This is a genomic window from Epilithonimonas zeae, from assembly GCF_023278365.1.
Classification (GTDB): domain Bacteria; phylum Bacteroidota; class Bacteroidia; order Flavobacteriales; family Weeksellaceae; genus Epilithonimonas; species Epilithonimonas zeae_A.
Genome location: NZ_CP075338.1, coordinates 2,805,947 through 2,829,241 on the forward strand (window position 1 = coordinate 2,805,947; position 23,295 = coordinate 2,829,241).

27 protein-coding genes are annotated in these 23,295 nt (G+C 36.1%); 6 read left to right on the plus strand and 21 right to left on the minus strand.

What is annotated here, in order from left to right; translation table 11 throughout:
* Positions 1-4: 4 nt before the first annotated feature.
* On the plus strand, positions 5-622 hold the full coding sequence (locus KI430_RS12615; protein WP_248875311.1) for a thioredoxin family protein: 618 nt from the start codon (positions 5-7) through the stop codon (positions 620-622).
* Between the two features lie 53 nt (positions 623-675).
* A complete protein-coding gene (locus KI430_RS12620) occupies positions 676-1,068 on the plus strand; it encodes a DUF2809 domain-containing protein (protein WP_317231432.1) in 393 nt (130 codons plus the stop codon).
* A gap of 1 nt (position 1,069) precedes the next feature.
* On the opposite strand, the gene KI430_RS12625 is transcribed toward KI430_RS12620, so the two are convergent.
* The 5 genes from KI430_RS12625 to KI430_RS12645 all read right to left on the minus strand — a co-directional run bounded on the left by KI430_RS12625 (position 1,070) and on the right by KI430_RS12645 (position 4,858).
* Positions 1,070-1,534, minus strand: a complete 465-nt coding sequence (locus KI430_RS12625) for a hypothetical protein (protein WP_248875312.1) — start codon at positions 1,532-1,534, stop codon at positions 1,070-1,072.
* Between the two features lie 178 nt (positions 1,535-1,712).
* Complete coding sequence (locus KI430_RS12630) at positions 1,713-2,639, minus strand: YARHG domain-containing protein (protein ID WP_248875313.1); 927 nt, start codon at positions 2,637-2,639, stop codon at positions 1,713-1,715.
* Positions 2,636-3,193: a DUF2306 domain-containing protein gene (locus KI430_RS12635; RefSeq protein WP_248875314.1), complete on the minus strand. Its 558-nt coding sequence runs from the start codon at positions 3,191-3,193 to the stop codon at positions 2,636-2,638. The genes KI430_RS12630 and KI430_RS12635 overlap by 4 nt, the downstream gene beginning before the upstream one ends.
* Before the next feature lie 83 nt (positions 3,194-3,276).
* On the minus strand, positions 3,277-3,609 hold the full coding sequence (locus tag KI430_RS12640; protein WP_248875315.1) for a bacteriophage spanin2 family protein: 333 nt from the start codon (positions 3,607-3,609) through the stop codon (positions 3,277-3,279).
* 37 nt (positions 3,610-3,646) lie between these two features.
* On the minus strand, positions 3,647-4,858 hold the full coding sequence (locus tag KI430_RS12645) for an NAD(P)/FAD-dependent oxidoreductase (RefSeq protein ID WP_248875316.1): 1,212 nt from the start codon (positions 4,856-4,858) through the stop codon (positions 3,647-3,649).
* A gap of 173 nt (positions 4,859-5,031) precedes the next feature.
* On the opposite strand from KI430_RS12645, the gene KI430_RS12650 reads away from it, so the two are divergent.
* The 4 genes from KI430_RS12650 (at position 5,032) to KI430_RS12665 (ending at position 7,816) form a co-directional block, all read left to right on the plus strand.
* A complete protein-coding gene (locus tag KI430_RS12650) occupies positions 5,032-5,535 on the plus strand; it encodes an acyl-CoA thioesterase (protein WP_248875317.1) in 504 nt (167 codons plus the stop codon).
* 64 nt (positions 5,536-5,599) lie between these two features.
* On the plus strand, positions 5,600-6,655 hold the full coding sequence (gene thiL / locus KI430_RS12655) for a thiamine-phosphate kinase (RefSeq protein ID WP_248875318.1): 1,056 nt from the start codon (positions 5,600-5,602) through the stop codon (positions 6,653-6,655).
* Between the two features lie 49 nt (positions 6,656-6,704).
* Positions 6,705-7,511, plus strand: a complete 807-nt coding sequence (locus tag KI430_RS12660; protein ID WP_248875319.1) for a M48 family metallopeptidase — start codon at positions 6,705-6,707, stop codon at positions 7,509-7,511.
* A gap of 35 nt (positions 7,512-7,546) precedes the next feature.
* A complete protein-coding gene (locus KI430_RS12665; RefSeq protein ID WP_074235997.1) occupies positions 7,547-7,816 on the plus strand; it encodes a hypothetical protein in 270 nt (89 codons plus the stop codon).
* Positions 7,817-7,818: 2 nt separating this feature from the next.
* Here the strand turns inward: KI430_RS12665 and KI430_RS12670 are convergent, their stop codons facing one another.
* The 16 genes from KI430_RS12670 to KI430_RS12745 all read right to left on the minus strand — a co-directional run bounded on the left by KI430_RS12670 (position 7,819) and on the right by KI430_RS12745 (position 23,283).
* Positions 7,819-8,664, minus strand: coding sequence for a helix-turn-helix domain-containing protein (locus tag KI430_RS12670; RefSeq protein WP_248875320.1), 846 nt, complete (start codon positions 8,662-8,664; stop codon positions 7,819-7,821).
* A 219-nt stretch (positions 8,665-8,883) separates the two neighbouring features.
* Complete coding sequence (locus KI430_RS12675; RefSeq protein WP_248875321.1) at positions 8,884-9,519, minus strand: outer membrane beta-barrel protein; 636 nt, start codon at positions 9,517-9,519, stop codon at positions 8,884-8,886.
* Entirely contained in the window at positions 9,503-10,315 is an 813-nt protein-coding gene (locus KI430_RS12680; RefSeq protein ID WP_074235994.1) for an ABC transporter ATP-binding protein, read from the minus strand. Before KI430_RS12680 ends, KI430_RS12675 begins: the two co-directional genes overlap by 17 nt.
* Entirely contained in the window at positions 10,315-11,067 is a 753-nt protein-coding gene (locus tag KI430_RS12685; protein WP_074235993.1) for an MlaE family ABC transporter permease, read from the minus strand. Before KI430_RS12685 ends, KI430_RS12680 begins: the two co-directional genes overlap by 1 nt.
* 30 nt (positions 11,068-11,097) lie before the next feature.
* The gene (locus KI430_RS12690; protein WP_248875322.1) at positions 11,098-12,468 is read right to left on the minus strand and encodes an exopolysaccharide biosynthesis polyprenyl glycosylphosphotransferase; all 1,371 of its coding nucleotides are present in this window, start codon (positions 12,466-12,468) and stop codon (positions 11,098-11,100) included.
* A 9-nt stretch (positions 12,469-12,477) separates the two neighbouring features.
* Positions 12,478-13,110, minus strand: coding sequence for a 7-carboxy-7-deazaguanine synthase QueE (locus KI430_RS12695; protein ID WP_248875323.1), 633 nt, complete (start codon positions 13,108-13,110; stop codon positions 12,478-12,480).
* A complete protein-coding gene (locus KI430_RS12700; protein ID WP_248875325.1) occupies positions 13,103-13,987 on the minus strand; it encodes a bifunctional 5,10-methylenetetrahydrofolate dehydrogenase/5,10-methenyltetrahydrofolate cyclohydrolase in 885 nt (294 codons plus the stop codon). The genes KI430_RS12695 and KI430_RS12700 overlap by 8 nt, the downstream gene beginning before the upstream one ends.
* A 74-nt stretch (positions 13,988-14,061) precedes the next feature.
* A complete protein-coding gene (gene pgi, locus KI430_RS12705; protein ID WP_248875326.1) occupies positions 14,062-15,705 on the minus strand; it encodes a glucose-6-phosphate isomerase in 1,644 nt (547 codons plus the stop codon).
* Between the two features lie 259 nt (positions 15,706-15,964).
* Positions 15,965-16,978, minus strand: coding sequence for a TerC family protein (locus KI430_RS12710; protein WP_248875327.1), 1,014 nt, complete (start codon positions 16,976-16,978; stop codon positions 15,965-15,967).
* An 11-nt stretch (positions 16,979-16,989) separates the two neighbouring features.
* Entirely contained in the window at positions 16,990-18,501 is a 1,512-nt protein-coding gene (locus KI430_RS12715; RefSeq protein ID WP_248875328.1) for a helix-hairpin-helix domain-containing protein, read from the minus strand.
* A gap of 4 nt (positions 18,502-18,505) precedes the next feature.
* Entirely contained in the window at positions 18,506-19,729 is a 1,224-nt protein-coding gene (locus KI430_RS12720; RefSeq protein WP_248875329.1) for a PP2C family serine/threonine-protein phosphatase, read from the minus strand.
* Positions 19,730-19,886: 157 nt separating this feature from the next.
* Positions 19,887-20,930 carry a TerY-C metal binding domain-containing protein gene (locus tag KI430_RS12725; protein WP_248875330.1) on the minus strand — a complete coding sequence of 348 codons (1,044 nt, stop codon included), beginning with the start codon at positions 20,928-20,930 and terminating at the stop codon, positions 19,887-19,889.
* Between the two features lie 18 nt (positions 20,931-20,948).
* Positions 20,949-21,587, minus strand: coding sequence for a vWA domain-containing protein (locus tag KI430_RS12730; RefSeq protein ID WP_248875331.1), 639 nt, complete (start codon positions 21,585-21,587; stop codon positions 20,949-20,951).
* Positions 21,588-21,589: 2 nt separating this feature from the next.
* Positions 21,590-22,228, minus strand: coding sequence for a vWA domain-containing protein (locus KI430_RS12735; protein ID WP_248875332.1), 639 nt, complete (start codon positions 22,226-22,228; stop codon positions 21,590-21,592).
* Positions 22,229-22,630 (minus strand): hypothetical protein, encoded by a 402-nt coding sequence (locus KI430_RS12740; protein ID WP_248875333.1) that lies wholly within the window; start codon positions 22,628-22,630, stop codon positions 22,229-22,231.
* On the minus strand, positions 22,627-23,283 hold the full coding sequence (locus KI430_RS12745; RefSeq protein WP_248875334.1) for a TerD family protein: 657 nt from the start codon (positions 23,281-23,283) through the stop codon (positions 22,627-22,629). Before KI430_RS12745 ends, KI430_RS12740 begins: the two co-directional genes overlap by 4 nt.
* Positions 23,284-23,295: the final 12 nt, after the last annotated feature.

Genomic DNA, 23,295 nt, shown 5'->3' on the forward strand with positions numbered 1-23,295 from the left:
TAAAATGAAAAAAAGAAAATGGCTTTCCTACGGTCTAATCCTGATTTTGGGATTATTAAGTTTTACCAAAGTTTATAATTCCGGTTACCAAGTTGGCGATGAAGCAACAGATTTCAAACTGAAAAACGTGGATGGAAAAATGGTTTCATTAAGCGATTTCAAATCTGCAAAAGGTTTTATCGTTGTTTTCACCTGCAACCATTGTCCGTATGCGAAAAAGTATGAAGACAGAATCGTTGCGCTGGACAAAATGTACAAAGACAAAGGTTATCCTGTGATTGCCATCAATCCGAATGACCCAACTGTTCAGCCTCAGGATGGTTTTGCGGAGATGCAGACGAGAGCGAAAGAAAAAGGTTTTACGTTTCCATATTTGGTAGATGAAGGTCAGAAAATTTATCCCGTTTATGGCGCTACGAAAACGCCACACGTTTATATTTTGAAAAAAGAAAACGGGAAAAATATCGTGAAATACATCGGAACGATTGATAATAATTACGAAAACCCGAATGATGTTTCAGATCATTATGTTCAGGATGCTGTGAATCAGCTTTTGAAAAACGAACCCGTCAAAACCGAGAAAACAGTTGCGATTGGTTGCACAATCAAAGTGAAAAAATAAAAAAATCGAGGTAATAATTGCCTCGATTTTTTGTTTTAGTTAAAAACAATTCCGTGAAAATTAATTTTAAATTCGATTACAAAAACTTTCTGATTGCAGTTTTGATTTTTATCGTAGAGGTTTTGATTGCTACAAAACTCAAAGATTGGTTCTTTGTCAGAGCTTATTTGGGTGATGTTTTTGTTGTAATGCTGATGTATTATTTCATTAAAGCATTCTTCGATTTCAATTCAACAAAACTGGTTATCGGAATTTTCATTTTTTCCTGCCTGATTGAGTTTGCCCAATATTTTCACTTCGGAGAATTATTGGGTTTCAAAGACAATCGCATAATGATGATCGTTCTTGGCAACTCATTTAGCTGGATTGACATTCTCTGCTATTTTGCCGGATGTGTGGTTTTGTATATTATAGAAATCGGTTCAGTTAAACTTAAGTCAAATTAAATTATTGATTTTTAATGAAATAAGCATAGTTCCGCATCACATTCAAAGATTTTTCATCCATAGTTGAAAACTCGAATATTTCATTTTTTTTGAGAACAAATTTTGTGTTGAAGATTTTATTGCAATAGCCTTGGCCGGAATTGCTTGCATTTTCTAATAGATTGAATTGATTATTAGCAACTTCTTCGTTTTCAAATTCATAAACGCATAACTTGAATTCATAATTGTAGCGTCTAAATTTTTTATTAGAATAATCTCGTCTCTTGTATCGTACGTTTTCCGAATTACTTTTTATAGAATAAGAGCGCATTCCTGTTTTTTCGAGATCATACTGTGTCTGCTTATCACAATCCGACACAAAACTATATTCTGGATTATCTTCTTCTACCTTATATGCGTAAATTGAAAAATCATTTTTTTCAAGTTCTTTTGTGAGATTATTTATAATTTCGACATTATCAACCATATTTACAGTTCAAACGGTGTCGTGCGTATATTTTGAAACAAACAGTTGGTTGAGGACGGAATCTTCTGACTGTTTATGGCAAGAGCTTAAATATAAACAATTTACGATGAGAAAAAACAAAAACTGGACTTGGTACTTTTTCATCACTTCATCTAAAAATTATGTTTTACTAAAAATTCTATCGTCCAAAAGTGTCGTAATGATCTTCAGCATATTTTTCCAAACGGGCAAGAAGTGCCACATTTTCCTTTTCCAAAGGTGAAAGGTCAGCATCTACATTGTTGGAGACAGGAACGTACCAATCTGTATTCTCGAAAAATTGGCGGTAAGTAGCTTTTTTGAAAGAATAACCATGGCGTGCAAAAACCGTATTTCTGATAATCTGAAGATCTAATTTGCGAAGGTTTTTTAAATCTTTTTCAGCTAATTTTTGTTTGGAAGCATTGATAACAAAAACCTTGTCAGACGCGCTTCTGTAAAATGTATTTTCGTAAGTTTCTGTTTTGCCTTCGTCAGTCACATAAGATTCCGTTTTCACTTTTCCGCCATTCCAATCTACGGGATTTTCGTAATCACTTTCTTCATAACTTTTCTTTGAAAGCATAAAATTAGGATTATAGGCAAACTCTTTTCTTATCAGCTTCACGGTTTTCTCCGGTGATTTCACATCAGATTTGTTGTAAGCAGACCAATCTCCAACCAAACTGTCCTGCTTAATCTTGAGTTGAAAACGCCCGTCCGATTTATTACTTCCAGGCTCATCTAAGACAAAACCCAAAGTATTTTCATTCAGAATGCCGCGGAAGGGTCTTTGGTTACCATTCACAACAGAATAACCATAAACGCTGTCTTTTGTGATTCTATTGATTTTGACTGATATCTTTTTGTACTCTTCGATTTCATTGCCATACTCGGTCGCAATTGGCTTTGAGTTGAAATCTCCAGTGTAGATTCCGTACCAATCTTTATGGAACTCCTGCTCCACTTCCTTTTTAGAAGCCAAAGAATCTGCTTTTATTTTTTCTTCAGATTTCGTTTCTTTTTTACAGGAAATAACAGAGACAGTCAAAATTGCACTTGCGAAAATTAGATTTAAGGTTTTCATCGGTTTTGTTTTTTGATTAAATATTCTACTAATAACAAGTTGGGAATCCATCCAAGCCAAGCAATAACCTGATAAATATCCATTGGATTGGGCTGGAATAAATATACTAAAATTACTTTCCACATCCGCAATGTGATCGCAGAAACGGCCAAAGCATAACTTCGCCACATCCAGAATTTGTGCCGTGCGATATTTTTTTTCCGAATTTCTGAATACGATTTGCAGGTCGTGTAAAACCAAAGAATGCCAAGCAACACAAATGAAACTTTTGCTGTCCATCCGCCGTTGGCAAAAATGCCAATATAAATCCCTGATAAGGAAGAAAAAGCAAGCGTTATAAAAACATAAATTCTGCCGGAAAATCTATGTAAGTATTTCAAATTTTTATCAAAAAAAACAGCAATAAATCCTGCCAACAAAGCGAAAATACTGCTGTATACGTGTATGTAAAAAATAGGGAGATATTCCGGTCGGGAAGTCACTTCTGTCTGCTTGATCATTAAGAAACTGACGTCAGAAGCTATCGGAACATAATCCAAAGTAATGTTCAGCATCAGCCAAAAAAAATAAATAAAAGTAATTGCAACAATTGCTTTTAAGATAAAATTCCTGGGTTTTGCCGAACCAAGCATTTTTTTTAAATCGGAACAAAAATAACGGCAGCAACCGCTGCTACAACAATTGCAATGGATGCTAAAACATCTGGTTTTTTGATTTCGCGCACTTCGCTTCTTTCAATTTCAACCATTTCTCCAGTTTTGTTTTTACCATAGATTTTGGTCGCGTCCACTTTCAAAACTTCGATTTTCTGAGTCTTGGCATCTTTGGTTTGGATAGAGTATTTTTTGTAAAGTTCTAGTGTATTGTCATACATCGGCTTGTTGGGAGATACAACTGTCGTCTTACAAGAAACCATTAAAAAAAACACGGCTAGCAGAAGTGTTTTCAGAATATTTTTCGAATATTTCATTTTCAAATTTATTTTTCAAATTTAATAAAAGATTTCATTACAAAGCGTTCAGATGTTGAGAAATCAGCCAAGCTTCGCTCCAACAGGCTTGGAAATTAAAGCCTCCTGTAACTGCATCTATATCAAGAACTTCGCCAGAAATATAAAAATCAGGCAAAATTTTGGAAGACATATTCTTAAAGTTAACTTCTTTGAGGTCAACACCTCCTGCCGTTACGAACTCATCTTTGAAGGTTGATTTGCCAGTAACCAATAGTTTTTTCTGACAAAGATTTTCAAGAATCAAAGTCATTTCTTTGCCGGAAAGATTAGCAATTTGCTTTTCGGGATTGATTTGATTGATTTCCAGAATCTTGTTCCAGAAACGATTGGTCACATCAAATATTTTCGATTGTCCGATAGATTTTTTCGGATTTTGATTTTTGAATTCTTTCAGTTCTTCCTCCGCATCAGAAATAGGTTTCGAAATAAAATTAACTTCAATCTCAAACTGATATTTCAACTTTGCTAAAGTTCTGGCTTCCCAAGCCGAAATTTTTAAAACCGCAGGACCAGAAAGTCCCCAATGTGTAATCAATAAAGGTCCGGATTCTTCCGTTTTCAGACTCGGAATTCTGATTTCTGCATTTTCAAAACTTGTTCCCGGCAGGTCTTTCAACAAATTATTTTTGATATTGAAAGTAAATAAGGACGGAACCGGTTCCACAATTTTGTGCCCAAGATTCTCAATAATTTTCAAAGACTTGGGCGAACTTCCGGTTGTGTAAATCACAATATCGGCTATGAAATCGCCTTGTTTTGTTTTAATTAAATAAGATTCATTTTCATTGATAATTTCTGTAACAGAAACTTGATTTTTAACTTCAAAGTTTTTATTTCGAACTTCAGTAATCAAAGCATTCATAATACTTTGAGAAGAATCGGACTCAGGGAAAATCCTGTTATCTTTTTCGATTTTCAAAGGTACATTTCTGGATTCGAACCAATCCATTGTATCGCCCGGTTGGAATTTGGTAAAAACGCTTAGTAATTCACGATTGCCTCTTGGGTAAAATTGAGTCAACTCTCTTGGGTCAAAACAAGCGTGCGTCACGTTGCATCTTCCGCCGCCGGAGATTTTCACTTTTTGCAAAACATCCGAATTTTGCTCGAGAATTGTGACATAGAATTTTTCCTCGTCCAGATTGGCTGCCGCGAAAAAACCCGCTGCGCCACCGCCTATGATAATTATTCTTTTCTTCTTTGACATCAATTTTAATTTCTATGAAACCGATATGTCGCTCCTTCGGAGCTCTTCCTAGTATGGTGATATATTCTTTACCAACATATCTTGTCTTCAACACTTTCTATTCAATGCACAAAATTACATTTTTAATATCCACCTCAAATGGTTAATTTTGAAGAATATTAAAATCGAAAAAAATGTCTGTTTATTACCATAAATTTGAAGTGAGATGGAGTGATATTGATGCGAATCGTCACCTGGGAAACTCAACCTATGTTGATTATTGCTCACAAACGAGAATGGCTTTTCTTAATAAAAACAAAATCGGATTGACTCAACTGAATCGTTGGGGCGTAGGTCCGGTAATGTTGCACGAGCGCTATTCTTTCTTCAAAGAAATCTATGCGGATCAGACAGTTTATGTAGCTCTTGAAGTTGCTGCTTTGTCAGAAGACGGATCAATTTATCAGTTCGTTCACAAATTTTATCTGCCAGACGGAACGCATTGTGCAACAGCGGAAGCAACCGGCGTTTGGATTGATATGATGTTGAGAAAAACGACAACGCCACCAGATGATATTATGGAAGTGATGAACGAGTACAAGTCTGAACATGTGCAGACCATCACAAGAGAATATTTGAAAACTTTGCCTTTCCGTCCAGAAAACATAGATGTTTCTCTTTTAGAAAACTTTAAATAAATTTTACTTTAATGATATTCAGCTTTTATCATTAATCATTTATAATTCATCATTAATTAAAATTATGCTCGAAGATAAATCACAAGAATTAACGCCTATTTCCAAGTTGGGAGAATTTGGATTGATAAAACATTTGACCGAAAACTTTCCAATTGTTCAAACTTCAACCAAAGTTTCAATTGGCGACGACGCAGCAGTCATCGATTCTGAAAATCAAAAAGTAGTTGTTTCCACAGATATGTTGGCGGAAGGTGTTCATTTCAATTTAGGCTATGTTCCTTTGAAACATTTAGGCTATAAAGCTGTTGTTGTGAACCTCAGCGATATTGCTGCAATGAATGCAACACCAACTCAGATTTTGGTTTCCGTTGCTGTTTCCAACCGTTTCCCGGTTGAAGCTCTGGAAGAAATCTATGCCGGAATTGCTTTGGCTTGCAACAGATACAAAGTGGACTTAATTGGCGGAGATACAACAAGTTCCAACGCTGGTCTTGTGATTAGCGTTACAGCAATTGGTCTTGAAAATGAAGAAAAAATTGTTAAAAGAAATGGTACAAAACCGAATGATCTTTTGGTAGTAACCGGAGATCTTGGTGGTGCTTATCTGGGACTTCAGATTTTGGAAAGAGAGCATTCTGTCTATTTGGCAAACCCGAATATGCAGCCTGAAATGGAAGGCTACGATTATATCCTCGAAAGACAATTGAAACCGGAAGCAAGAACGGATATCAAGAAAAAACTGGAAGAATTGGATATTTTACCAACGTCTATGATTGATGTTTCCGATGGTTTGGCTTCTGAGATTTTGCATCTTTCTGATCAATCTAAAGTCGGCTTCAATGTTTATGAAGAGAAATTACCGATGGACGAAACAACAATCCATACAGCAGATGAGCTAAATCTTAATCCGGCAATGGCAGCTCTTAACGGTGGTGAAGATTATGAATTGTTATTCACAATTGCATCGTCTGATTTTGATAAAATTAAGAATCATCCGGACTTTACTATCATAGGTCATGCAACTGAAGAAGCACAAGGCAGTTTCTTGGTAGCAAGAGGTTCAAATCAATTGATTCCGTTGACAGCCCAAGGCTGGGATGCATTCCTGAATAAAGAGTAAATCTTTGGAATAAAACTTGTAAAACACAACCATATTTAAAAAATAAACGATGAAAATTTTAAAAACTTCAGCTTTCGTAATTGCAGCATTAGGAATTACTGCTTGTGTCACTAACCCAATTACAGGTAGATCATCTATCCAGATTGCTAATAATTCTGAAATTGCAACTGCTGCTGCATCAGAATATAAGACAACGCTTTCCAAAGCAAAAGTTGTAACCGGAACGGCAGATGCTAACCGGATAAAAAATGTTGGAGCCAGAATTAAAAATGCGGCTTATGCTTATTATAAGAAAATCGGTCGTGAGTCAGCTTTGACTGGGTATAATTGGGAATTTAACTTGATTCAAGACAGTCAACTGAATGCTTGGTGTATGCCTGGCGGAAAAGTAGCTTTTTATACAGGAATTATGCCTGTGTGTAAGGATGATAATGGTGTTGCCGTTGTAATGGGACACGAAGTTTCTCACGCTTTGGCAGGACACGGAAACGAAAGAATTTCGCAGGCGATGTTGGCTCAATACGGTGGGAGTCTTTTAGGCGGAACAATGTCTAACAGCCAATGGGCAGGCGTTTTTGAAAAGGTTTATCCAATCGGAGCTCAAGTTGGACTTTTAGCTTACGGAAGAAAACAGGAGTCTGAGGCAGACGAAATGGGATTGCAACTAATGGCAATGGCCGGTTACGATCCAAGAACTGCGACAGCTTTCTGGCAAAGAATGGAAGCTTCTTCTACTGGCAGCAGACAGCCAGAATTCTTATCCACTCACCCGAATCCGCAAAACAGAATAGCTGACCTAAATGCTGATATGCCAAAAGCACTGGAATATTATAAAGCTGCCGGAGGAAAATTATAAACTTTTTTTAGTTAATTTAGATAAAATTTAAAACTATGAGAAGTTTAGTAGTCATTGGAATTATTTTATTCGGTCTTGGCGCATTGCTATTTTATTTAAATGATATGGCCGTTGACCTGAGAGTCGTTTACGGTTCACTTTGCGGGATTGGAATAGGATTAATTATCGGCGGATTAGTTGGTTATGTTAGTAAAGGAAACGCCGTAAAACAAGCCAAAATCCAGCAAGAATTCAAGCTTTTACAAAAAGAAAAAGCGGAATTGGAAAGACAAAAAAGTGAAAATCTTAATAACGGAAACCTTTAAAATCAGAGATTCCTGATAAATTGTCCTGGCGTTGTCTTGGTATATTTTTTAAAGGTCTTATTAAAATAAGTAATATTATTAAAACCTGTAGCATAGCAGCTTTCTGCTATGCTTTTTTCTTGGGATAACAGAATGCAAGCTTTATCAATTCTATATCGATTAACAAACTCTACAAACGTTAATGATGTTGCTTTTTTGAAGAAATTGCAGAAAGCAGGTTTTGTAAGATTTGCCAAGTCTGCTGCCTGCATAATATCAATCTCATTCTGATACCCATTTTCCACATAGGTGAAAACAGCTTCCAACCTTGTCCGGTTTCTGGAAACAATGGTATAAGGCATCACTTCGGTATTCATTAATTCAAAATCTTCTGTCTTAGAAAGTTCGAAGAGAATCTCAAGAAGTAATAAATATTTGGCATAACCTTCTGACTCAGCGAGTTTTTTAAGTTTTGGGATGAGCTGCTTTTTAACTTCAGAAGAAAACAAAACGCCATATCTGGATAGTTCCAATAATTTCTTGATTGAATTGGCATCAGTTTCTCCTTCCGGTAATGAAAGTATCTCTTCTTTAAACAAAACTACGATTTCTTCGTGCGGATCAGTTGCATTTAATCCAAATCCTGAATGCGGGATATTGGAACCTATCACAGCCAAAGCGCCATCTTCAAAATGGCTTTTGTGGTAACCAACGTGCCTAGTTCCTTTCCCGTGCAGAACACAAACTATCTCAATCTCAGAATGATAGTGGTATTGCCAGTTCAATTCAGAGATTGGAACATCTTTAATATGCAGTACTTTGAAAGAGCTATTTTCATCCGGAGAAATATGTTCAAGAATAACTTTCATTCCAGTTAATGTTATTATGAAACAAAAATAAGCAAAACATATTAATATTGTTCTATTTTTTGTTTATTGCGTTAAAAGAAATTACAATGATAGCCTTTACTTTTGTATAACAAAATCAGTTTCTCACAAAGAATTGATTTTGTGAATTTTTAAGGTCTATATATGAAGAAGGCTGGAAATTAACTTTCCAGCCTTCTCATTTTATATAATCGTTTGAGATTATTTGAAGTTATAACCGATACCTACGATAAACATACTAGGACGGTTATCATATCTGATTTCTGTATTGTTTCCAGAAGCGTCTGCAACGGTATTGATGAACTTTCTGCTATCTTTAGAAAAAGCACCTTCATATCTTGCATTAATTACAAATTTTGAAAGAGTAGCTTGAGCTCCAAATTGATAACCTACAGTAAAATCTTTAGTTCCATTTTCTTTAAAGTCAGCATAAGTATTGTCTGTTGAAAGGTTATAGGATGCAACAGGGCCAACAAAAGCTGCTAATTTTCCTAACAGAAAGTTGTGACCTACTAAAACAGGCACATCAATTCGGTTACTTTTCGCTTTTATCTCAACATCTCCAGTAGTTTCAACACTTTTTTTGAAAGAAGTATAATAGATTTCCGGCATTACAAACCATCCACTAACGGGGAAGTCAATTTTAGCAGCCAAACCAACATTAAAGCCTGTTGAGTTATCTCCTTTTGTATCTACTGCTTGGTTAATTGATCCTTTGAAGTTTTCCCAACTTGCGGATGATGTGTCTAACAATGCGTTTGCTCTCAATCCAAATGTTATTTGTGAATAAGCAAATACACTTGCTAATACACCGATCGTGCTAATTATTTTTTTCATTGTCTTCTGGTTTATCATTAATTAAACTTGTTTGATTATTTTCTAACATAAATTCTCTCAGCTGTTTAAAGAGCTCTGAAGAATAAACGAAATCTATCAGATTTTTATTTTTTGCTGTTGCCAATATATCTTTGTTGCCTTCCCATTCTTTGATTCCTAATCTCAGGTAAAGAATTTTCTCACCAATGGTCATCACAGAGTTCATATCGTGTGTATTGATAATGGTTGTGGTGTTATATTCTTTAGTGATTTCTAAAAGAAGATCGTCAATAACATTAGAGGTGTACGGATCTAATCCAGAGTTGGGTTCATCACAAAAAAGGTACTTGGGGTTATTTACAATTGCTCTGGCAATCGCTACCCTTTTCTGCATTCCGCCGGAGATTTCTGACGGATATTTTTTATTAGCTTTATCCAGATTAACTCTGCCAATTACTTCCAGAACTTTTCTTTTTTTCTCACGATAAGTGAGATTTGTGAACATATCTAATGGGAAACTGATATTCTCTTCCACAGTCATAGAATCGAAAAGCGCACTTCCCTGAAAAACAGTTCCAATCTCAGAACGCAAGCCTTGTTTCTCTTCTCGCGACATTGTCATAATATCACGCCCATCAAATAAAATGGCTCCACTGGATGGTTCATAAACATTCAAAAGGGACTTTAAGAAAACGGTTTTACCAGATCCACTTTGCCCAATGATAAGATTAACTTTTCCGGTATCAAATGTTGTAGTGATACCTTTTAGAACTTCAACCTCCTCAAAACTCTTTCTTAATTCTTTTACTTCTATCATTAGCTCAGGAACATTTGGGTTAATAATAAATTCATGATGATTACAGAAATCATCGTCCAAACCACCGCTTGTGTACTTGCCCGTCCAACTTCCAAAGAACCTCCTTTTACGTTGTATCCAAAATAAGCAGGAATAGTTGCAATTAAAAATGCGAAAGCTGCTGTTTTCATAAAGGCATACCAAATAAAATAAGAGGGCATATACATTTGGATTCCGGTAATATAATCTGCTTTTGTCCAGCTTCCGGTAGCAACTCCTGCAATATATCCTCCATAAATCCCGATTACAATACTAATCGCAATGAGAATAGGATTGAAAACCACACTCGCTACAATTTTTGGCAAAATCAGAAAATTCGGTGAGTTAACACCCATAATATCAAGAGCATCAATCTGTTCTGTTACACGCATTGTTCCAATACTGGATGCGATATAAGAACCTACTTTCCCAGCAAGAATTACCGAAATAATAGTTGGTGAAAATTCTAGAATTAAAACCACTTTTGTTGCATAGCCCACAAAACTATTAGGAATAGGGAATGATGAAGCATCGAAGTTATTGAACATCTGAATAGCAACAACGGCTCCCACGAAAAATGATGTAAATAATACCAATCCGAAAGAGTTAACTCCAAGATCGTAAAATTCTCTCACCAAAAGTTTCATATAAACATTTCTCTTTTGGGGTTTGCTCAAGACTTTTCCCAACAGCATGAAATATTCTCCAATAGATTCAAAAAATCGTTTTACCATACGGCTAAATTAGTGCTTTTCTTATTAATATCAGCGTGCATTTTTGTCACCCACAATCACCAAGAAGATTGTTTTGAGAATGATTACAATATCCATACTAAAACTCCAGTTTCTCACATAAAATGAGTCTGCAAGGATTCTTTTTTTCATTCCGAGATTCATATCGCCTTCATCTCCTCTCAAACCGCTGACTTGTGCCAGTCCGGTAATTCCGGGTTTGACCATACTTCTGAGACTATATCTGCTAATTTTCGGTTTGTAAAAATCATCTACCAAAAGCATATGAGGTCTTGGTCCTACAACAGTCATATTACCCATCAGTACATTGATGAATTGTGGCATCTCATCCAAGCTGGTCTTTCTTAAGAATTTTCCAACTTTTGTAATTCTTTTGTCATCCACGGCAGTTGTACTTTGTGCTTTATTATCTTCAGACCTCATTGTTCTGAATTTCAAACAATTAAAAACTTCGTCGTGATAGCCATATCTTTTCTGAATAAAAAATACTGACCCTTTGGATCCATCCATTTTTATCAATAAAATGATTAATGGAAAAAGCCAGGAGCAAATTCCAATCAAAACAATCAACGAAAATAAAATATCGAAAATTCTTTTAAGACCGGCGTTTGTGAAAAAATCCAATGGGTATTTTGCCTGAGATAGTACCGGAACTGTTTCTATATAATTGAATTCATACTCAAAAAACTGATTTTGAATAATATTAGGAACCAATGAGATTTTCACTTTATTAAGTTCTGCCTGACGGAAAAGGTCATTCTCAAATTGTTTATCCAAACAATGTTCTGAGGGCAAAAAAATAGTATGAATTCCATTATCTTTCCAGAACTCTATCATATTAGGCAAGTCATAATTCCCTTGCGGATAATCGTAGATTTTGTATCCATAATCTTTTCGTTCATTGATGATATCTCTCAAGACATTAGAAGAAGTTCCCTCCTCTATAAACATCACATTTCTGTGATTAATACCTTTGCTTCTGATATATTTCAAAAGAAAATAGATAAAACTTTTAATGGGTATAACTACAAGCAACAAAATCCCAGCAAGATAAAATCGCTCTGTTTTGAGGAAATCATTCTGACTGACTTTCCCAAGCATAACTACGCCAATAAAGAAGAAAAAAACGTGAATAAAAATTCGCTCCAGATAAATAGTGTACGTTACGTTTCTAGGAATGTGGTAAAGTCTTGTTCTTCCGCTTAGTAGCAACCAAAAGAAACACAATACTAAAATTGATACAATATTCTGCTCCACCGAATCCGAATCATACTTAACCTCGAAATTCCTCCAATAATAAATCACAAATACAGATGATACCAGAATCATATCCAGTAAAATCACAAATGCTTTGAAATATCGGGAATATCGGAGTCTCTGCATAAATCAAATTTAAGGAATATTCAGATATTTATGTGTTTGGATAGAAGATCTCCATCTTGGATTTTCTAAAATGAAATCCGTAATTTTAGGATAATTTGCATCACGCTTGCTCCATTCACTTTGCAGATAAAGTTCGCAAGAATCTGAAACTTTTGCAGCTTGTTCTTCGGCAAACTTAAAATCATTTTGATTAAAGATAATCATCTTCAATTCACTCGCTTCTTTATAAATATTGGCTAACGGAAGCCCTGTTTTTTTAGGAGAAAGTGTAATCCAATCCAGATGGCCACTCATAGGATAAGCTCCCGAAGTTTCTATATGAATGGTGCATCCTAACTCTTTCAGCTTCGAGGTCAAGATTTCCAGGTTCCACATTAGAGGTTCTCCACCTGTAAGAACAATCGTCTTACAATATTTGGCTGCCGTTTCTGCAATTTCTTCCGTATTCATCAACGGATGAAGTTTTGGATCCCAACTCTCCTTCACATCACACCAATGGCAACCAACATCGCATCCGCCCAAACGAATGAAATAGGCTGCTTTCCCTGCATGAAATCCTTCTCCCTGAATAGTGTAAAAATGCTCCATTACCGGGAGCATTTTACCTTCTTTTAATAAAATATCTTCTTCTTCCTTAGTCATTATAAACTGACGTTTTATAGGCAATGATGGTATTTTTCATCAGCATTGCTCGCGTCATTGGCCCCACTCCTCCCGGAACTGGTGTGATCCAACTTGCTTTCTCTGCACAACTGTCAAAATCTACATCGCCTGCAAGATGATAACCTTTTTCGGAGTCATCATCTACTCTAGTAATGCCGACATCTACGATAACTGCTCCATCTTTGATCATCTCTCCTTTCAAGAAGTTGGGATCACCAAGAGCTGTTATCACAATGTCTGCTTTTTTTGTATATTCTTCTATATGCTCTGTGTAAGAGTGTGTCAAAGTCACTGTAGAATTCCCTGGAAAATCTTTTCTTCCCATTAATATACTCATTGGTTTTCCAACGATTCTACTTCTTCCGATGATTACACAATCTTTTCCTTTGGTTTCGATATTATATCGTTCCAATAATGTCAATATTCCAAATGGTGTTGCCGGCAGGAAAGTATCCATTTCCAAAGCCATTTTCCCGAAATTCTCCGGGTGGAAACCATCCACATCTTTTCTCGGATCGATCGCCATAATAATCTTCTCCTGATCAATCTGCTTTGGCAAAGGCAATTGAACGATGAAACCGTCCACGGCTTTTGATTTATTCAACTCATCAATCTTTTCCAACAATTCGGACTCGGAAACTGTACTCGGAAATTTAATCAATGAAGAACTGAATCCAACTTCCTCACAATCTTTCACTTTGCTGTTCACATAGGCTTTGCTTGCACCATTGTTACCAACAAGAATCGCAACCAAATGTGGCGCTCTCCTGTTGTTGGCAAGAATTTTTTCAACCTCTTGCTTAATTTCAGCCTTTACTTCTTTTGAGACCTTCAGTCCATCTAGAATTTGTGCCATTTTTCTTTCTTTTTACTTTTTAGATTTATTTTGAAAAATGAAATGTTCCTTTCCCAACACTTCACTTTTATATTTTATCGGTTAGATTTATAGAAATTGATCAATCCGTTTGTAGAACTGTCGTGTGTTTCAACTTGACCTTCAGCGTCCAATTCCGGAAGGATTTTTCCTGCCAAAACTTTCCCTAATTCTACTCCGAACTGGTCAAAACTGAAAATATTCCAGATGACACCCTGAACAAAAATCTTGTGCTCATACAAAGCAATCAATTGCCCTAATGAAAACGGTGTCAATTCTTTAAACAAGAAAGAGTTCGTCGGCGTATTTCCAGCGAATATTTTATAATTCAATAATTTCTCAATTTCTTCTTCCGTTTTTCCAGATGCTTTTAGTTCCTCATAAACTTCTTCGTGAGTCTTTCCAAAAGCTAAAGCTTCTGTCTGAGCAAAATAATTAGCTAATAGAATATCCTGATGTTCGCCAACTTCATTCGGTGATTTGGCATAAGCAATGAAATCTGCCGGAATCAATTCTGTTCCTTGATGAACCAATTGATAAAACGCGTGCTGACCATTGGTTCCAGGTTCTCCCCAAATGATTGGTCCTGTTTCATAAGTTACAAACTCGCCATTTCTGTCTACTGATTTACCGTTACTTTCCATATCACCTTGTTGAAGATAAGCTGAAAAACGGTCAAGATACTGAGAATAAGGCAAAATCGCATAAGTTCCAGCCGCATAAAAATTACGGTACCAAACGCCTAGAATACCCATCAAAACAGGAATATTTTCCTTAAAATCTTTAGTTTGAAAATGAACGTCTGTATCGTTTGCACCTTTCAAAAGTTGTTCGAAGTTTTCATAACCAACAGACAAAACGATGCTGAGTCCAATCGCACTCCAAAGCGAGTAACGACCACCAACCCAATCCCAAAATTCGAAGATATTTTCTTCTGCAATTCCGAATTTTTTTACAGCTTCGATGTTGGTTGATAATGCTACGAAATGTTTTGCAACGTCTTGGTTTGTAGCACCTGATTTCAGGAACCATTCTTTTGCAGAATTGGCATTGGTCATTGTTTCCTGAGTTGTAAAAGTTTTGGAAGCCACAATGAATAAGGTAGTTTCAGGATTAAGGTCTTTAACAACCTCAGCCATATGATTTCCGTCCACATTGGAAACGAAATGGACATTTAGTCTTGTTTTGAAATGTTTCAATGCAGAACAAACCATCACTGGACCAAGGTCAGAACCTCCGATTCCTACATTCACAACATCTGTAATTTCTTTACCTGTAAAACCTTTGTGAGAACCGGAAATTACGGATTCTGAAAAAGATTTCATATGATCCAGAACTTTCTTAATTGCAGGTTTGATATTTTCCCCATCAACTAAAATTTCTTTATCAGAAAAATCTCTCAAAGCCGTATGTAGAACTGCTCTACCTTCTGTCTCATTGATTTTATCACCAGAAAACATTTTTCCGATCGCTTCTTTTAACTGAGTTTCTTCAGCCAATTGAAGTAATAAATCCAAAGTTTTAGCATCAACCAAATTCTTAGAATAATCAAAAAGATAATTTTCTGTTTCTAATGAAAATTCCTGAAAACGATTCGGGTTATACTGAAACAAAGTTCTCAACTCAAAATCATTATTGGCAAATTGTTGATCTAAAGCTTTCCAAGCAGCAGTCTGGATAGGATTTATTTTTGGTAACATTCTTTAAGGTTTTAAATTTAAAATCAAGCTTACAAGAAATTCTTATAAGACCTGCAAATTTACGAAAAATAAGCCACTTGAATTTAAATTGTTTTTAACATAATATGACAATTGTTTTGCAATAAAAGAATGATGAAAATTTCTAAATTTTGACTTATCGTTTTTGACAAATAATTAGGTCAAAAAACAAACGAGAGTGGTATTAGATATCACTCTCGTTGTTTTATACATAAGCTAATCTTAGCTTTTTTGAAATTTTCTATTTTGCTTCTTCTTTCTCTGGAAACATTACTGAAATCAACACTGATAAAATCAAAATCCCACCAACAATTCCCAATGAAACCGGAGACGAAATATGATACCAAGGCGAGATCAACATCTTCACTCCAATGAAACTTAGAATTATTGCTAATCCGTAAGGTAATTTGCTGAACATATGGATGAAGTTGGATAGCAAGAAATATAAAGATCTCAATCCTAAAATCGCAAAAATGTTAGACGTATAAAGAATAAATGGATCTTTTGAAATGGCAAAGATTGCCGGAATAGAATCCACTGCAAACAATACATCCGTGAACTCTATCACCGCAACTACAACCAAAAGTGGTGTTGCCATTTTGATTCCGTTTTGTACTGTGAAGAACTTGTCTCCATCGTAGTTATCGGAAACTTTCCAGAAGCTTTTGATTAATTTTGCACCGGCACTTTCGCTGTAATCCTGCTCATCATCATCGTCACCGCCACCCCAGGATTTGATTCCTGCATAGACCAAAAATAATCCAAAAAGTGTCATAACTACATTGATTCTAACCGGATGTCCGAAAACATTCATTTCTGGCAGATAAGTCAAATCGATCAACTCAACACCTGCGAAGATGAAAATCGCTCTGAAAATCAACGCCCCGATAATTCCCCAAAACAAGACTTTGTGATGCAGATGTCTTGGAACTTTGAAAAATCCAAAGACGAGAATGAATACAAAAAGATTATCAACCGATAAGGCTTTTTCTATCCAATAAGCGGCTTGAAACTGGGTGAATTTTTCAATTGCCAAAGCGTGTCCGCCGGCATCCTGATTGAAAACCCAATACACAATACCTGAAAAAACCATTGATAAAGAAATCCAGATAATACTCCAGATTGTCGCTTCTTTGGAAGACACCTCGTGCGCTTTTTTGTTGAAAACTCCAAGATCCAGCAATAACATTACTATCACTACGATAGCAAATCCTACTACAAGGCCGGGATGTAAATCGATAATACTCTTCTCCATGTTTATTTTAATTATTTATTTGTCAAAGTTATGTACATTAATCGTCCGCCTTCTTCATCGGACAACATTATTTTTTTCCCATCGGTCAATTCTACCATAGAGTTGATGGGAACTGGTTTATTTTCTGTTATATCTTTCATATCCGGCAAACTTTGATTCACCAAAACCCATCTATTCTGATGAAATGTGAAATAACCAACCGGTTTTTTATCTTCAGCTGTCAAACTTTCGTTCCGAATCACTTTCTTAGAAACGTGCCATTTGAAAAGATATTGGTTGTGATAGACCATTAATCTGTGATTTTCAGGTTTCCAAACATTGTCCTTGAATTTGAAATACAAATCGACAACCGGCAAAGTTCCTTTGTGCTGAGTTCCGCAGAACGGACATCTCGGCTTCGACGTATTATCAAAAACATACCATTTTTCATCACAATTGGGGTTGCTGCAAGGCTGGATCAAATCTACGGTTTTTAGCAATGCGGTTTCCCATTCATTAGCAATTGGTCGCAACATTGGATTATGCAAGCCGTCTACAAAAGCTCTTTTGAACAATTCTGACAGATAAGGTCCTGTAACTGTGTACGGAATCTTCTGAGGATCGCCCCAAAACAGATTCCATTTTTTGAGATGGTCTACTTTTACACGATTGGTCGTATCTGTAGTACTTTCTACGAAAATTGCTTTCTCTCCCATCGATAAAACCTCATCTCTTTCCGAATCCAAATCCCAAATTTTTCCGCCACGTAAAGGATGCCTTCTGAGCAGATACATATAAATCAAAACCGCTAATGCGTGCAAATCTGTTTTCTGATTGGGTAAAATACGATTAGAATCCTGAAGTGGTAAATGCTTGGTTTTAAGAACTTCCGGCGCAATAAAATCTGCTGTACCAATCACTTCAGGAGGGAATAGTCCTGGAACTACAAGTCCATCAATATCAATAATCGTAGCCGATTTTGTAACCGGATCTACCAAAACATTGTTGTAGGACAAATCCGAATGCGCCAATCCCATCTGATGCATTTTTTTCACGCCTCGGGAAATGTTGATGGCAATCTGAAAATAACTCAGCCAATCTCCCAATTCTGACTTATCTAATGCCAATGGATATTGATTATTTCTGAATGAAGGCGTTGTAAACCACTTGCCTACTTTCTCGCCACCTTTGATAGTGTCATTGGCAGAGTATCCTTTTTTAAAGAAAAATTTGGAATTATAAATCGGAACAATGACGCCAATTTTTCCATTTTTTTCTACAGCATCAGAAGGCCAACGGAAAATCTCGTCCAAGAAATAATCCGCACTGTTTCCCTTTTTGATGTTTTCCAGGTAAAGAGAAACGATTCGTTTAATTCTATCTTTTTGATTAAAATCCAACGGATCTCTGAAAAAAGCCACAACATATTGCCGATTCGGTGCAAAATATACATCTTTTACGCCGCCTCTTTTCGGGTTTCCATCATCTACATATTCATAAGATTTTGATGGGTCTATGATAGAATTAACCTTGATTGTACTCATCATCTTAATAAATTACAGCTAATGTTCTATCGTCGTGATTGCCTTTGCTCCAAAAATCCATCCAGTCAGACAATTGATTTTCGATATTCTGATCTTCTGCGAAATCCACTTTTATTTGATCTTCATTTTTGCCATCCAAATCTTTGAGGAAATTTTTCCAGCTCTCTAAGTTTTCCAATTTACTTTCCACAACGAATTTCGGATCATAAATTCCGTCCGTCATCAGAAATAATTTTGAGAAATCTTTGAAACAATTGATTCCAAATCGGTCTGCCATATCTGGTCTGCTGAAAATGTCGGACATTGTGATAAATCTTGTCCCACCACTGAACTCGCCGACATCCAGAAAATTCAGAAGTTTTACACTTTCCTCGTTTTCATCAATGACATTGATTGGACAATCGCCAACGCCAAATGAGAGAACGACATAACCAAAATCAAATTTCTTGACCAAAACGAAAATCAAAGTCGTGTGGAGATCTTTTAGATTGATTTCTTCAGAATCTGCAAATTGGTTTAAAGCTTCGTTAAGTTGTTTTACATTTTTGTAGAGGCTGTTGATCACAAATGCTTTACTTTTAATCTTCGCATCTTCGGAATTATTGCCATCGAAATAACTGATAATTTCTGATGACAGATTTTGCAAAAAAGTTTCATTATTAAAACTTTCAGCGATATTTTCAGTTACAAATTTTGATCCTGCTCTGGCAAATTTTGCGGAACCAGCGCCATCAGCAACTGCAACTACATTCCAATCATCAGGTAAAGATTTTACTACGAAATCATCATCGCGGAAAGTTCCTTCGTGTGCGTGAGAACGACCTCTTTTGGATGCAACAACAATTTTTTTATCCAGGAAAGATGAAGAGAAAGTTACATTCTCTTCTTTCGGAAATCTGCTGTCTGTAGGACTTGGTTTATTCATCCAAAGATCTTTCGGGTCAGCATTGACGATGAAAGGAATTTTTTTGATATCAATTTCAAAATTTTCGTCTTCTTTGTGGAAGAATTCGATTTCAATATCAATTTGACTGGCATTGGTTGGAACGCCGGAAATACAAGCTTTTTCTGCATCAAACTGTAAACCTACCAAATCCAAATTCTTAATATCATTGATTTGAATTTTCGGAAATAAAGAAGAATCAAAACAAAATTGATATTCTTTTTTGACATTCGCATTCGGAATAGAAATCTGCTCCTCCCTGAATTCTTCTTTATCTTTATTCATATTGAAAATTTGTAGAATTTGAGATTTTAAATTGCTGATCGATTGGGATAATTCATTCAATTTTGCGTTATCCCTCAACTTCAGAATTGTTGAATCAATTAGTTTATTTCTCTCAATATTATATTCCTTTAGAATTTCATTTAACAATTTTTCCATTCTATCCTAAAGTTCTGTTGATATCGAATCCACCTTCTGCCATTCCGTAAAATCCGGTATTCCCACACCAAGGACATTTTGCATTGCCGTCGCCGTTGATGCAATGAATTCCGCCACAAATGCAGGTTGCCAAAGCAAAATTGTTACCACAAGAAGGACAACTCGGATTGCCATAAAGTTCTTCACTTGAAATTTTGTTGGAAATAGCAGAATCCGCAGAGTATTCCCAATAAGAATTTTCATCGATTCTATAGGCACCTTCAACTTTGTAAAATCTGGTTTGGAAGCCGGGAACATTCGATTCCTGCAAAGCTTTCTTGAATTTCAGAAGATACATTTTGTCATTGGTAGAACATTTTCCACTGAGGACAACAAAATTATTATCCGGCAACGAATGATTTTTAGACAAATCTATTTTTTCAACAATATCCGGATTGGATTTGCTAAGATCGATTCCTTCTTTATTGGTATTATTGATATTTTCGCTGGTTGTTTTGATGGAAGCTGTTACCCATTTGAAAAATTCTTTATAGGAATTGCTGTCGGTATTATTGAACAACAAAACCTGATCAGACAATCTTCCTAACAGATTGAGATTGGTATTATCACCAATAGAAATGATGACTAAGTTACTTTTGCCTCGATAATCATTATTCCAACGATTGATTGCTTTTTCGGAATCGTCTGTAGGAATTCCGTCTGTAAATAGAAAGACAATCGGTTTCCAGTCGCCTTTTCTTTCATAGGTTGTTTTCACTACATCTCTGTCGATAGCGTTCATCAGTTCTTCCAAACCTTTTGACAGCGAAGTTCCACTACCAATCGGAATTTTCGGCGGATAAAAAGTAATCACATCCTGCAATGGCGTAATCGTCTTACTTTTTCCTGCAAAACCGATGATGGAAATCCAAACTGTTTCCAAAGCATATGGATCAGTTTTGAGTTCTTTGATAATGGTTGCAATTCCTTCCTGAACCTGTTCAATCGGTTCGCCAATCATCGATTCTGAAACATCCAGAAGGAAATAAATTGGTAATCTTCTCATAGCATTTGGTTTTTGGTTTTAGACGATAATATTGAGTTCGCTTGGCGGTGGAGGAAGTGTCATAGATTCCCCTGTTCCTTGGGATTTGCTTCCCATTTCGATAGAAGAACTTACCCATTGGAAAAATGTGGTCAAAGTAGAAGCATCGGTTGTATCAAGCTTTACAACATTATTGGTTAATTCCTGAAGGAAACTAACTTCTGCTTTCGGTCCCGCTGCACAACCTACAATAACCCCGAAATCTAAAGCTTTGATTTTGGGAATCATTTCTCTATATTTTTGCAAGTCAGACGGTTTGCCATCTGTAAAAATAAATAATAGAGGTTTCCAATCTCCTTTTCTGTCTGCAGAACCTTTGATCAAATCTTTATTGACCAAATCATAAATCATTTCCAAAGCCTGACCTGTATGCGTTGGTCCACTGTCCGGACATTTGATTTCGACCGGATGAAAACTTGCCAAATCCACCAATGGAATCAGATTGTTAACTTCTCTGTCAAACGTCACAACATTGATATGGAGAGAATCCATCGCTTGCGGATCTGTTCTCAGCATACTTATCAAACCATTGAATCCGTTATTCAGCGCAGCAATTGGTTCGCCTCGCATTGATCCGGAAGTGTCTAATAAGAAATAAGCTAAAAGTCGTCTGTTCATAATTATGATACGATTACCAGTTCAGATGGTGGTGGCGGCAATTGATCCAATCCCACAAAATCAATTCCGGTTTCTTCCACTTTTGTAGAAGTTGTGGAAATGGATGCCGTTACCCATTGGAAAAATTTGGAAATACTTTCAGAATCTGCATTGTCCAATCTTACGACAGAACTTGTGATCTGTTTCAAAATAGCATCATCTGCACCAGAACCAGCTGCACATCCGACAATCAAACCTTTGTTGACATTTTTAAGTTTATTAAAACCAATCTGCCAATCATCCGTTGGGATTCCGTCTGTCATTATGAAAGTCAGAGGTTTCCAATCCCCTTTTTGCTCGGTAGTTGTTTTGGTAATCTCGAGTTCCATTTTGTCTGCCAATAATCCTAAAGCAGCGCCCAAAGAAGTTGTGCTTTGCGCTTTGATATCGACCATTTGGAAAGATGCCAAATCTGTCAACGGAACTATTTGCTTGGCTTCACTATCAAATGTTATGATACTGACATAAGCAGTTTCGATAGCCTGAGGATTTTGACGCAAAGAATGCAACATCATCTGAACGCCATTTTTCACAGCTTCTATCGGTTCTCCTGACATAGAGCCTGACGTATCGAGTAATAAATAAACGGGTAATCTTCTCATTTAATTGACATTATAAGTTGGTGTTTCTGACTCAGATTTATTATTAATCAAACTTTCTCCATAACCTGTATGACCATAAGAATCATCGTTTTGATTGATGTGGCCCATTACTTCTTGAGTAATATTCTTCCCTCCTGAAAGTACTCCGAATATCGAACCTATTGTATAAATCGGTCCCCAAGGAATTCCCCACCAGCCGACAATCAAAGATGTTCCAAGATGTTTCAAACCTGGTGTTATTGATGATTTGCCTGGTGGAATAAAATAAATGGAACTTGGTCTCTTGAATGTCATAAATATAATGGAGATGCAGTAATTGTACATTACAAATTTACCGCCGTTATTTACCATTCCTCTGATTTGCTGGGTTGTTAAACCATCTGTGTTTTTAATTTTCATCATAAGTAGTTTTTATTAATTCTGTGAATCGTTTGTCCAATAAACGCATCATCTGTCGGGTCGCCTATGGCATCGAATTTCCATTCTTCTCCCCTTTTGTACAATTTGGCCATAATAATGGCCGTTTTGTTTCGATAAGCAGATTCTGCTGAGACATTATAAGTTGCAAAAACAGAATTTACTCGCTTAGGCGTACCTTCAAACATTCTGATTTTCGCATAAGGAATCTCTGAAAAATCCTCTTTTCCAACATTATTAAGAAAAAAGAAAATCTTAGAAACTTTCGGGTCTATTTTTGAAAGGTCAACTGTAATTATTTCATTATCCAAACCATCATCGCCTCCCTTATCACCTTCCAAATCGTCTCCTGTGTGTCGTAGAGCATTATCTTGTGACACCAATTTACCTTTTGGAAGTCCAAACTTCTGCAAAACATCAATATTGTAAAGCGGTGAGTAGAGGTGGTCACAAATATTATTATTAGTATCAAATAAGATACAGCTTAAGTCTAGGTCCACATCTTTGGAAGACCTCATCCCTAGAAAATTCTTCTTTTCTATTGCACCCCAGTTAACGCCAACACAAAAGTTTGTTAATGTTTCTCCAGAGCTTTTTCTAAGGTCAATTTTCTGTCCTTTTTGTAAATTGATTGACATTGTTATTAGTTT

Coding starts and splice junctions, on each gene's coding strand:
- KI430_RS12615 (WP_248875311.1), top strand. CDS start 5: ATGAAAAAAAGAAAATGGCTTTCCTACGGTCTAATCCTGATTTTGGGA.
- KI430_RS12625 (WP_248875312.1), bottom strand. CDS start 1,534: ATGGTTGATAATGTCGAAATTATAAATAATCTCACAAAAGAACTTGAA.
- KI430_RS12630 (WP_248875313.1), bottom strand. CDS start 2,639: ATGAAAACCTTAAATCTAATTTTCGCAAGTGCAATTTTGACTGTCTCT.
- KI430_RS12635 (WP_248875314.1), bottom strand. CDS start 3,193: ATGCTGAACATTACTTTGGATTATGTTCCGATAGCTTCTGACGTCAGT.
- KI430_RS12640 (WP_248875315.1), bottom strand. CDS start 3,609: ATGAAATATTCGAAAAATATTCTGAAAACACTTCTGCTAGCCGTGTTT.
- KI430_RS12645 (WP_248875316.1), bottom strand. CDS start 4,858: ATGTCAAAGAAGAAAAGAATAATTATCATAGGCGGTGGCGCAGCGGGT.
- KI430_RS12650 (WP_248875317.1), top strand. CDS start 5,032: ATGTCTGTTTATTACCATAAATTTGAAGTGAGATGGAGTGATATTGAT.
- thiL (WP_248875318.1), top strand. CDS start 5,600: ATGCTCGAAGATAAATCACAAGAATTAACGCCTATTTCCAAGTTGGGA.
- KI430_RS12660 (WP_248875319.1), top strand. CDS start 6,705: ATGAAAATTTTAAAAACTTCAGCTTTCGTAATTGCAGCATTAGGAATT.
- KI430_RS12665 (WP_074235997.1), top strand. CDS start 7,547: ATGAGAAGTTTAGTAGTCATTGGAATTATTTTATTCGGTCTTGGCGCA.
- KI430_RS12670 (WP_248875320.1), bottom strand. CDS start 8,664: ATGAAAGTTATTCTTGAACATATTTCTCCGGATGAAAATAGCTCTTTC.
- KI430_RS12675 (WP_248875321.1), bottom strand. CDS start 9,519: ATGAAAAAAATAATTAGCACGATCGGTGTATTAGCAAGTGTATTTGCT.
- KI430_RS12680 (WP_074235994.1), bottom strand. CDS start 10,315: ATGATAGAAGTAAAAGAATTAAGAAAGAGTTTTGAGGAGGTTGAAGTT.
- KI430_RS12685 (WP_074235993.1), bottom strand. CDS start 11,067: ATGGTAAAACGATTTTTTGAATCTATTGGAGAATATTTCATGCTGTTG.
- KI430_RS12690 (WP_248875322.1), bottom strand. CDS start 12,468: ATGCAGAGACTCCGATATTCCCGATATTTCAAAGCATTTGTGATTTTA.
- KI430_RS12695 (WP_248875323.1), bottom strand. CDS start 13,110: ATGACTAAGGAAGAAGAAGATATTTTATTAAAAGAAGGTAAAATGCTC.
- KI430_RS12700 (WP_248875325.1), bottom strand. CDS start 13,987: ATGGCACAAATTCTAGATGGACTGAAGGTCTCAAAAGAAGTAAAGGCT.
- pgi (WP_248875326.1), bottom strand. CDS start 15,705: ATGTTACCAAAAATAAATCCTATCCAGACTGCTGCTTGGAAAGCTTTA.
- KI430_RS12710 (WP_248875327.1), bottom strand. CDS start 16,978: ATGGAGAAGAGTATTATCGATTTACATCCCGGCCTTGTAGTAGGATTT.
- KI430_RS12715 (WP_248875328.1), bottom strand. CDS start 18,501: ATGAGTACAATCAAGGTTAATTCTATCATAGACCCATCAAAATCTTAT.
- KI430_RS12720 (WP_248875329.1), bottom strand. CDS start 19,729: ATGAATAAAGATAAAGAAGAATTCAGGGAGGAGCAGATTTCTATTCCG.
- KI430_RS12725 (WP_248875330.1), bottom strand. CDS start 20,930: ATGAGAAGATTACCAATTTATTTCCTTCTGGATGTTTCAGAATCGATG.
- KI430_RS12730 (WP_248875331.1), bottom strand. CDS start 21,587: ATGAACAGACGACTTTTAGCTTATTTCTTATTAGACACTTCCGGATCA.
- KI430_RS12735 (WP_248875332.1), bottom strand. CDS start 22,228: ATGAGAAGATTACCCGTTTATTTATTACTCGATACGTCAGGCTCTATG.
- KI430_RS12740 (WP_248875333.1), bottom strand. CDS start 22,630: ATGATGAAAATTAAAAACACAGATGGTTTAACAACCCAGCAAATCAGA.
- KI430_RS12745 (WP_248875334.1), bottom strand. CDS start 23,283: ATGTCAATCAATTTACAAAAAGGACAGAAAATTGACCTTAGAAAAAGC.